Annotated in this window: 10 protein-coding genes; 2 read left to right on the plus strand and 8 right to left on the minus strand. The window is 70.8% G+C overall.

What is annotated here, in order from left to right:
• Window position 1: 1 nt before the first annotated feature.
• The 8 genes from D7Y15_RS02640 to D7Y15_RS02675 form a co-directional block, all read right to left on the minus strand.
• Complete coding sequence (locus tag D7Y15_RS02640) at window positions 2–2824, minus strand: GAF domain-containing protein (RefSeq protein ID WP_158628997.1); 2823 nt, start codon at window positions 2822–2824, stop codon at window positions 2–4.
• A gap of 244 nt (window positions 2825–3068) precedes the next feature.
• On the minus strand, window positions 3069–4022 hold the full coding sequence (locus tag D7Y15_RS02645; RefSeq protein ID WP_121751601.1) for an aldo/keto reductase: 954 nt from the start codon (window positions 4020–4022) through the stop codon (window positions 3069–3071).
• 32 nt (window positions 4023–4054) lie between these two features.
• Window positions 4055–4330 (minus strand): DUF5985 family protein, encoded by a 276-nt coding sequence (locus D7Y15_RS02650; RefSeq protein WP_169820306.1) that lies wholly within the window; start codon window positions 4328–4330, stop codon window positions 4055–4057.
• Between the two features lie 18 nt (window positions 4331–4348).
• On the minus strand, window positions 4349–4606 hold the full coding sequence (locus tag D7Y15_RS02655; protein ID WP_120593881.1) for a DUF5985 family protein: 258 nt from the start codon (window positions 4604–4606) through the stop codon (window positions 4349–4351).
• Window positions 4599–5006: a hypothetical protein gene (locus D7Y15_RS02660; RefSeq protein WP_121751602.1), complete on the minus strand. Its 408-nt coding sequence runs from the start codon at window positions 5004–5006 to the stop codon at window positions 4599–4601. The genes D7Y15_RS02655 and D7Y15_RS02660 overlap by 8 nt, the downstream gene beginning before the upstream one ends.
• Window positions 5007–5134: 128 nt before the next feature.
• On the minus strand, window positions 5135–5956 hold the full coding sequence (locus D7Y15_RS02665) for a hypothetical protein (protein ID WP_121751603.1): 822 nt from the start codon (window positions 5954–5956) through the stop codon (window positions 5135–5137).
• A 31-nt stretch (window positions 5957–5987) separates the two neighbouring features.
• Complete coding sequence (locus tag D7Y15_RS02670) at window positions 5988–6377, minus strand: response regulator (protein WP_120575175.1); 390 nt, start codon at window positions 6375–6377, stop codon at window positions 5988–5990.
• Window positions 6378–6391: 14 nt separating this feature from the next.
• Window positions 6392–7864, minus strand: a complete 1473-nt coding sequence (locus tag D7Y15_RS02675; protein ID WP_120575176.1) for an ATPase domain-containing protein — start codon at window positions 7862–7864, stop codon at window positions 6392–6394.
• Window positions 7865–7945: 81 nt separating this feature from the next.
• On the opposite strand from D7Y15_RS02675, the gene D7Y15_RS02680 reads away from it, so the two are divergent.
• Entirely contained in the window at window positions 7946–9292 is a 1347-nt protein-coding gene (locus D7Y15_RS02680) for a short-chain fatty acid transporter (protein ID WP_120575177.1), read from the plus strand.
• Between the two features lie 138 nt (window positions 9293–9430).
• Window positions 9431–9934: a hypothetical protein gene (locus D7Y15_RS02685; RefSeq protein ID WP_120575178.1), complete on the plus strand. Its 504-nt coding sequence runs from the start codon at window positions 9431–9433 to the stop codon at window positions 9932–9934.
• Window positions 9935–10175: the final 241 nt, after the last annotated feature.

Genomic DNA, 10175 nt, shown 5'->3' on the forward strand with positions numbered 1-10175 from the left:
CTCACGGCTTCGGGGGAGGCGGGGGCCGCGCTTCCGCCGTGTTCCGGGGCAGCCGCAGCGTGAAGGTGGCGCCCTGCCCCGGCTGGCTGTCCACGTCGATGCGGCCGCCCAGCGCTTCGACAATCTGGCGGCTGATGTAGAGCCCCAGGCCCATGCCGCCGTAGTGCCGCTCGCTCACGGCGCGCTCGAAGCGGCCGAAGAGGCGCGGCAGCGCGTCCGCTTCGATGCCAATGCCCTCGTCGCGCACCTCCACCCAGGCCTCGTCGCGCGCATCCACGCCCGCGCGCACCGACACCGGGTGGCCGGCGCCGTACTTCGCCGCGTTGGAGAGCAGGTTCACCAGCACCTGGTCCAACCGCAGCGCGTCCCACTGGCCCGTCAGCGTGCGCGGCAGCTCCAGTTCGAGCGTGCACCGCGCCTGGGCGAACACGTCCCCCAGGCGCTCCACCGCGTCGCGCGTCAACTGCACCAGGTCCACCTCCGCGCGCTCCAGCGACAGCTTGCCCAGGGACAGCCGGCTCACGTCCAGCAGGTTGTCCACCAGCGCCGTCAGCCGGAGCACCTGCCGCTGCGCGGTGTTGAGCCTCCCCGTCACGGGCCCGGGAGTGCCCGCTGTCTCCAGCGCCCGGCCAATGAGGTTGTGCTGGAGGATGAGGCTGGTGAGCGGCGTCTTCAATTCGTGGCTCGCCACGGAGAGGAACTCGTCGCGCAGCCGCACCGCGGACTGGGCGTCGTGGAACAGGCGCGCGTTCTCCAGCGCCACGCTCAAGCGCAGCGCCAGCTCCTCCGCCATCGTCACGTCCGCGGCCTCCAGCGCGCGCTGGGGCTCCGCGGTGAACAGCGTGATGACGCCCAGCGTGCGGCCGCGCGCACGCAACGGCACCGACAGCACGGACGTGGGCGCCAGGCGATCCACCAATGCCCGGTGCTCGGCGCTCGTGGAGACGGCGTCGCAGCGATTGAAGTCCAGGGGCGACAGGAAGCAGACCTCCCCGGTGCGGAAACACTGGAGCGCCGGGTGGGCGGGCCCCCTGTCCGTGCCTCCCAGGGCCGCATGGAGCCGCGCGTCGTGCTCGGCCAAGCGGTGGGCCGCGGTCACCCGTCGCAGGGTGCCGTCCGGCGCTGCCAGGTCCACCAGGCAGCCGGTGGCCACGTGGTCCACCACCAGCCGCGCCACCGCCGGCAGCGCCTCCTCCACGTCGTCCAGGCGCAGCGCCAGCACGCGGCTTGCGGCCAGCAGGAGCTGCAGCCGCTCCTCGGCCGCCTTGCGCCGGGTGATGTCCGCCATGGCGCCGGTGAGCTCCGTCACCTTCCCGTCCGGTCCGCCGAAGGACTGTCCCACGCTGTGCAGCCAGCGCACGCCGCCGTCGCGGCGAATCACGCGGAACTCCAGCTCGAAGAAGCCCGGCGACTCGCGCTGGTAGCGTTGGAACTCCGCCTCCACGTGCGGCCGGTCCTCCGGATGCAGCCGCTCCAGCATGTCGCCCACCAGCACCGCCGAGTCCACCGCCGTCAGGCCCAGCATGTGGTTGAGCGCCGCGTCTCGCACCTCCTTGCCGCGCACCAGGTCCAGGCGCCACGTCCCCATGTCGCCCGTCACCAGCGCCTGCCGCAGCCGCTCCGTGCGCTCGCGAAGCGCTTCGTAGAGCGCGGCCCGCTCCAGCGCCTGCGCGCACTGGTGCGCCAGCGCCTCCAGGAACGCGCGCTCCTCGGCGGGGAAGACGCGAGCCTCCGGCCACCCAAGCAGCAGCAAGCCCCTCGCGCGGGTCTCCCCCCACAGCGGCACCACCGCGCGGGCCCCCGGCCCCTGGCGGCGCGCGAACTCCGCGCCCTCCGGGTGGCGTGCGACGAACTCCTCCAGCGTCCCGAACCACTTCGCCTCGCGCCGGGGGGCCGGGTCCGTCCCGTCCGGCGGCCGGGTGAACGACGCCAGCGCGTCTTCCGGGTAGCCCAACACGCGCAGCGGGCGCATGAGGCCGTCCTCCTCCAACGCCAGCACCGCGACGCGCGTGGCCCCGCTCGCCTCCCACACCTCACGCGCCAGCACCTGCGCCACCGCGTCCTCGGTGGCCGCGCGGGACAGGGCCGCCGTCACCGCCTGCAGCCGCGCCGTGCGTGCCTGGGCCTGACGGGCCTCGCCATACAGGCGCGCGTTGTCCAGCGACAACGCCGCCCGGCGGGCCAGCTCGCGCGCCAGCTCCAGGTCCTGCTCACCAAAGCGTCCGGCCGTACCGGACATCAATGACAGACTTCCCAGCACCCGCCCGCGCGCCACCAGCGGCACCACCATCACGGAGCGGCACCCCAGGCGCCACGTCTCCTCCAGGGCCGCGTTCCCCCGTGCCGCCGCCAGGAAGGCCTGTTCGGGCACGTCCGGGATGAGGCGGGCCTCACCGGTGCGCAGCACGTGGGCCATGTTCTGGGAGCCGTTCTCCTGGAGGGCCCAGCGCTCCCCAATGGCATACACGGTGGGGACGAGCGAGGGGTCCCGGTGCGTCGCCGCCCTTCGCTCCACCTGGTTCGAAGGCGTGACGACGTCCACCGCGCACCAGTCCGCGAACACCGGCACCACCAGCTCCGCCAGCTCGCGCAGCACCGTGGGCTCGTCCAGCGACGACGCCAGCACCTCACCCGCGCGGGCCAGGAACGCGAAGCGGCCCTCCTCCGCGGAGGATGACGCCTCGCGCGCGCCGGGCGGAGGCACGGGCGCGACAGTCTCCACGGCGGCCTCGCGCGTGACGGCCGGCGCTCCCGGCGAGACGACCTCCATGGAAGCCGCGGACGCCGGCTTCAGCGCGACGGCCTCGCCTCCGCTTGCGGACACGGGGACCGCCGCGTCGCTCGCCGTTACGGCGGACGGCGGAGGTGGCTCGACGGCAGGCTCGGTCGAAGGCTCGATGGACGGTTCGGGCATGGAGCGCGGGCCACGGCGTCACGGGGATGACGCCTCACCAAAGGGACGTTCCGATAATGACGGCCTCGAACTGCCACAAGCCTCCCCGGCCACCTGACTCCTGGCGAGTGTCCGGCAGGCAACCCGCCCGGCCTGCCTGCCCTCGCGCGGTGCCTCAGCCCGCCGCGACGTCCGGTGAAGGCGGGTTCCACCACACCGCCCCCTTCCCCTGGATGGCGGTGTGCGCCCGCTCCCGCACCGCCTGCATCCCCGCGGCGTCCAGGGGCTGGAAGGCCGAGGCCGCCCGCAGCGCGGCGTCCTGTTCGTTCGGGAAGCCCATCCCCATCAACATCACGTCCGGATCCAACGTCAGCGTGTATTGCACGCACTCCGCCACCGACAGGTGCGGCAGCATCGGCGTGTCGCGCGCCTCACCACCGGAGCTGACCTTGCCGCGCGGGCGCGCCTGGAGCGGACGTCCGTAGCCCTCCGTGTCCCCCAACAGCTTGCCCGCGCCGAACGTCTTGAAGGACACCACGCCCACGCCGTGCGCTCGCGCCAGGGGCAGCACCTGCTCCACGTAGCGCGCGTCCACGAACGGCCCCAGCGGGAACATCACCACGTCGCACCGCCCGGAGCGCACCGCCGCCACCAGCGCGTCCGGGTGGTGGCAGGAGATGCCCTTGAAGCGCGCCTGCCCCTTCGCCACGCACGCCTCCAGTTGCTCCAGCGCGCCGCCCGGCCGGGCCAATTCCTCCCACTGCGCCAGCGACTTCACCGCGTGCAGCGCGAACAGGTCCACCGACGGCAGGCCCAGCCGCCGCAGGGACGCCTCCACCTGCGGGGCCACCGGCGCGTCCAGTTCGTCCACCTTGTCGATGACGAACACGCCCTCACGCCGGCCGCGCAGCGCCTCGCCCACCACCTCCTCGCTCAGGCCGTCCTCGTAGCCGGGCGCCGTGTCGATGACGTTGAGCCCCGCGTCCAGCGCCCTCGCGAGCGTGGCGACCAGTTCCTCACGAGGCACCGTGCGGTCCGCCAGGTCGCCAATGCCCACCGCCGTCGCGGTGAAGCCCGTGCGCCCGAGCGCGCGGCGCGGGGTGAAGCGGGGAAGCGATGTCGTGGTCATCAAGCAATCCTCCTGTCAGGAGGAGCAACATCTCACCGCGCCCCACGTCCCGCGCGGTTCTTGTCCCAGATGGCTCCCAGGATGAGCAGGTAGGCCATCAAGCGGACGACATACAAGTAGTGGATGCGCTCGGCGTCCAGGGTGGGCGCCAGCAGCGCGCCCAGCAGGTTGTGGACGCCCATCAGCGTGAAGGCCAGGGCGAACAGCGCGAACAGCCGGTCCTTCGACTGGAGATAGAAGCGCAGGAAGAAGAGGGCGCACGCCAGGTACGCCATCAACACCGCGCCATCGAGCAGGATCTTCATCATGGCGTCCCCCCCATTGCGTCAGGACACGTCCCAGATGAGGCCGAAGAGCAGCACGCCGGCCCCCACCAGCGATGTAACGGTGCGCTCCAGCGACAGGTCGCCCGCGGGGATGAGCACCAGGTCCACGAAGAGCAGCACGTTGTTCAGCGTGAAGACCGTGAAGCACAGGCCGCTGTAGAGCAGCAGCTTCATCCGCGTGCGCCGCCAGGCCCGCAGCAGCAGCACCGCGCACGCCAGACTCGTCAACGCGCACAGGATGTAGACCGCCTCAGCCATGTCCGTCGCCGTCCTTGTCCTGCTTGATCACGAACGCGTCCGCGAAGCCCCTCACCCGGTCCATGGGGCGTGAGAAGATGAACGAAATCACACTCACGCGCCGCGCCGAGTACGCCATCGCCAGCTCCGCCGTGGCCTGCACGTCCTCCGAGCGGCCAGGGCTGAAGCGGTAGGCGTCCTCCGCCACCCCATCCTGGAGAAGCAGCCCTCCCGTCTTCAGCTCCGCCATACGGCGGGCCGCGGAGGCTTCGGTGATGCGCAGCTCCAGGGCCACCGACGACGCAGTCCACGCCCGCTCCGTCCGGGCGCGAAGCAGGAGGAGCACCTCCAGCTTCTCGATGGAATCGATGTGCGTCGTGAGGAAGCGCTGGACCCGTGGTGAAAGGCCGGCGTCAGTCACGTCTCCACCTATGGACCTAGATACTTTGTGAATCAACCTTTCTATTGGGAGCGGTTGTTCACAGTTACACACGAGCCTGGTCGCCTGACTGGTCAGGGTGCGTCACGCCAGGAGCCCCCTGATTCCGCCTAGTTGCGAACGCGAGGGGCAGGGGCGCGGACGCGGACGTCCATGCGGGCGTCGCCGGCCACCATGCTGCTCAGGGCCTCTGGTTGGGCCGGGGAAAGGCGGGCCACGGCGCGCAGGGCGGCCACCAGGATGAGGGCCTCCAGGCTGGAGGGCACCGCCAGCCCCTCGGGGCCGGCCTTCACGGGCAGGGGCAGCCGGGGGGCGCGGCCGGCGGAGGACAGCGCGTCCACGGCGTAGGCGGGGCGGGCCTCCAGCGACACGGTGATGGCGGGCAGGGACTGCGCCTCCTTGTCGGCGCCGTGCACCTGGAGTTCCAAGAGCCGCCCCAGGGAGCCAGGGGACAGGTAGAGGGCCAGGCCCGAGGGACCGTCGTCGTCGCCGTGGAAGACGCAGCCCTCGTAGGTGTGCTCGTGCGCGCCCGTCACGTCCACGGTGAAGGCCTGGCTGTCATCCCAGTGCGTCCAGGGCTTCGCGTCCCAGAACTCGGTGGCGGCCTGGACGAAGAGCAGCGCCTTGTCGCTGCCCAGCCCGGACACGCCCATCTGGCCCCACGCGAGGAAGGTGGCGATGGCCGCCCGGGCGGAGAGCGCCGCCAGGGACGGCGGCGCCACGGACAGGCCCAGCGCCTCGGCGGCTTCCGCCAGGGCGGGCTCGCACGACACCTGGGAGGGCTCCAGGCCGGCGATGAGGGCGCGCACGCCAGAGAGGTCCGTCTGTTCGAAGACGGGAGCGGACGGGTCGCCCGAGTCACCGATGCGCAGGTAGACGCCGGTGGTGCCCACGGAGAGGGGCACCGGACCCAGCTTGAGCAGGTGGAACATGGCGGACCCTCCGGGCGCGCGGGCTTTCGCGTCACCCTCCCAGGACGCGAGGGTTCGCGTCCAGGGCCCTGCGGACCATCTTCATCAGGGCGCGGATGTCGAACGGCTTCTGGAGGAACTCCATGCCCGGGTGCAGGCGCTTGAGGCCGCTGACGTCCACGGCGCTCATGCCCAGCACGGGAATCTGGCGCAGCGTCGGGTCCTGCTGGATGCGCGCGATGAGCGCGGGGCCGTCCAGCACGGGCATCATCCAATCCGTCAGCACCAGGTCCGGCTTCACCTCCGCCAGGCGCTCCAGGGCCTCGCGGCCATGGGACGCCGTGAGCACGCGGTAGCCCTCCTCCCTCAGAAGGTCCGCGAGCGCCTCCAGGATGCCCTGTTCGTCGTCCACCACCAGCACGGTCTCGGTCGCGGGAACCACGGAGCCTCTGGGGGTCAGGAGTGGTTGCCCGGGAAGCGAGCGATGCCGGTGAGCAGCAACTCGGGCGAAGGCTGGAACGGCGGCTGGATCTCGATTCCCTGGGAGGTGATGAGGAACTCGCGCAGCGTCGGGTCGTAGTCCGCGTCCCGCAGCTTGAAGATGGACAGCAACCGCCTCAGGCGGCCATTGAGCTCCAGGTGGCGCATGAACAGCAGGTTCTCCGCCACGCCGGACAGGCCGGTCCCCAGGGGAACATCCATGTCCGGGCCGAAGAGGCGCGGCGTCTCCAGCGTGAAGACGGTCGTCACCCCGTGGCGTCGCAATTCCTGCGTGAGCGCGGCGAAGAAGGGGCTGATGCGCGCCGGTTCGTGGGTGGTCTCCACCATGGCGCTCAGGCCGTCCACGAACAGGCGCTTCACGCCGCGCCTGCGCACGTCCTCCATCAGCGTGTGCGCCACCAGGTCCAGGTTGCACTCGGCGGGCATGTTCCACTGGAGCACCAGCCGGCCGTCCTTCACCGCGGTGCCCAGCGACAGCCCCACGTTGGCCGCCTTGTGCATCAGCCGGTCCGGCCCCTCGTAGAAGCTCACCATCAAGCAGGGCTCGCCCAGGCGCAGCCCTTCCGCCAGGTGGCTCACGCCGAGGATCGTCTTGCCGCAGCCCGGGGGCCCCATCACCAGCGTGGTGGACGCCGCGGCGAAGCCCTCCGGAATCATGGCGTCCAGCGTGGGCACGCCGAAGCGCACGCGCTGCGTGCCCCAGTCCGGCGGCTGCGAGCGGCTGACCATCGTCTCCAGGCGGGGGAACACCTCCAGGCCCGACTCGGAGATGCGGAAGTGGTGCGAGCCATTGAGGCTGGCACTGCCGCGGAACTTGCGCACCTGCAGTTCACGCCACGAACGCATGGCCGCCGTGCGCTCGCGCAGCTCCAGGATGCCGTCCACCATGGTGTATTCCGGGTGCACGGTGGGGCCCACGCTGCTCGTGAGCAGGAGCGCGGTGAAGCGGGACAGGCCGGCGGACACCTGGAGCTCGTGGATGAACTTCTTGAAGTCGCGGCTGCTGCCCGCGGCCTCCTGCGCCTGCACCAGACCGTCCAGCACCAGGATGCCCGCGCCGTGGTTGCGCATCTCCCGGCGCAGGAGCTCCAGCAGGCCCGGCAGCCCCTGCTCCTCCAGCATGCGGAAGCCGCTGACGTAGTAGATGCGCTGGGGCAGCTGGGACGCGTCGAAGAACGCCATGCTGCGCAGGTTCGCCAGCATGCGCGAGTGCGATTCGGCCAGCAGCGTCACGTACAGACAGCGCGTGCCCTGTTGCGCCTGCGAGTAGCACAGCTGGTTGGCGAAGATGGTCTTCCCCGCGCCGGGCTCCCCCACCACGATGTAGACGCCTGAGGCCACCAGGCCACCGCCCAGGATGGGATCCAGTCCGGGAACGCCTGTCGCGATGCGCTCGAAGACGGGAGGGTGCTGCTCGCTAGGGGACATGGCGACCGCTCATACCGTAAAACCCGGGGTGTCGCCCTGGGAGATTCGCGCCGGGGCCCCTTGCCCCCTGGAGCCCCCACCGTGGAAACCCTCGTCCGGTTCGCCGAAGGCCTGGGCCGCTTCTCCGCGCGCTTCGTCCCCAGCGCCTTCGCCATCGCGGTGCTGCTCACCCTGCTCACCATGGCGCTGGCCATGGGCTGGGTGGGCGCCTCGCCGCCGGTGGTGCTGGACGCGTGGGGCGGAGGCTTCTGGGAGCTGCTCACCTTCTCCATGCAGATGGCGCTGGTGATGTTCACCGGCTACCTGCTCGCGCTCACCGCGCCGGTGAAGGCGCTGCTGGAGAAGGTGGCCAGCCTGCCGAAGAGCCCCCGGAGCGCCACCGCGCTGATGGCGGCGGTGTCCATGGCGCTCGCGTATTTCAACTGGGGCCTGTCGCTCGTCGCCAGCGCCATGCTGGTGCGCTTCATCGCGCGCAGGCGTCCGGACGTGGACTACCGGCTGCTGGTGGCCTGCGCCTACTTCGGCCTGGGCGCCACGTGGCACGCGGGCCTGTCCGCCTCCGCGCCGCTGCTGGTGGCGACGCCGGGGCACTTCCTGGAGAAGCAGCTGGGGATCATCCCCATCGACCGGACGCTGTTCTCCGCCTTCAACGTTTGCCTCACGCTGGCTGCGGTGGCGCTGCTCACGGCGCTGGCGTGGGCGCTGCATCCGTCTCCCGAGCGCACCGTGCGCGTGGAGCCCGCGGTGCTGGAGAAGCTGGGAGACTTCGTTCCGCCGGAGAAGCCCAAAGGGCGCTTGAGCCCCGCGGAGTGGCTGGACCACGCGTGGCTGCTCAACACCGTCTTCGGGGTGCTGGGCCTGGCGTGGTTCGCGCGGCACCTGTGGCTGAACGGCGGATGGAAGGCGCTCAACCTCAACGTGGTGAACTTCACCTTCCTCACGTTGGCGGTGCTGCTGCATGGCACGCCCGCGCGGCTGCTCAAGGCGAGCGAGGAGGCCGCGAGCGTGCTGCACGGCATCGTGCTCCAGTTCCCGCTGTACGCGGGCATCTACGGCATCTTCAAGGCCACGGGGCTCACGGACCGCATCGGGGAGCTCTTCGTGTCGCTGTCCACGCAGCAGACGTTCCCGGCCATCGTGTATCTGTACAGCGGCGTGGTGAACTACTTCGTGCCTTCTGGAGGTTCCAAGTGGGCCATTGAAGCGCCCTACCTGCTGGACGCTGCGGGACGGTTGGGCGTGGCGCCGGAGAAGGTGGTGCTGGCGTACGCGTGGGGCGACATGGCCACCGACCTCATCCAGCCCTTCTGGGCGCTGCCGCTCCTGGCCGTGGCGCGGTTGGAGTTCAAGGACATCCTCGGCTTCCTGCTGGTGGCCTTCCTCGCGTACCTGCCGCTGGTGACGCTCGGCTTCTTCCTGTTCGGGTAGCGCGGCGCGGCGTCCCCGGTGCGAAACCCTGGAATCCTGGACTCGGGGAATGATGCGGGATGTTTCATGGTAGACAGGCACACCAAGGGGCCGGACGTGGGCCGGCCGCCTCCAACATCAACGAGGGGACCCCAAGACATGAAGAGCCTGATCAACGGAAGCGTGCTGTGCGCGGTGCTGGGTGTGGCGGCGGTGGCCGGAGCGCAGGAGGCGGCGGCGCCGGCGGCGGAGTCGGTGAAGGCCCCCAGCGCGGACGCGGTGCGCGACACCTGGAACTACTTCTACAAGGGCCAGGGCCAGGGTCCCGTGCTGGTGGAGGCCAAGCTCTGCACGGAGGTGGCCAAGGACGGCCCCAACAAGTACGAGTGCACCGCCGAGGTGGGCCCCGAGGGCGTCAAGGCGAACACCACCGTGATGCTGTGGCAGAGCTACCTGGTGCCCCAGGGCGACTCCATCGAGGACATCACGGTGCAGGTGAAGCAGGGCGCCACCGTGCGCGAGACGAAGGACGTGAAGGTGAAGGGCGAGGGCTGGCGCGCGCGTCAGTGGACCGGCGTGCGGCTGCCCAAGGCCGGCGCGTGGACCGTGACCGTCATGCGCGGCGACCAGGTGCTCAAGGAAGTGCCGGTGAAGGTGCTGTAGGCCTTATCCCGTCCAACAGATAACACATACATCGACGCCCGCCGGGGAGCCCCGCGCGGGCGTCTTTCTTTACCGGCCCTCCTCCCCGAGGTCGGCAGGAATTACCGGCCGACGAACAGCAACCCCACCCTTGTGACGGGCTCCCCGCGACTTCCGCCGAGGGAACACCCTGGCCAGGACACGTTGGCCGCGCCCTTGCAGTAGGGCTTGTGCGCGGTTGAAGGGCGGGGGAGTCGGGGTT

Origin of the sequence: Corallococcus sp. AB030 (assembly GCF_003668965.1) — a bacterium.
Classification (GTDB): Bacteria; Myxococcota; Myxococcia; order Myxococcales; family Myxococcaceae; genus Corallococcus; species Corallococcus exiguus.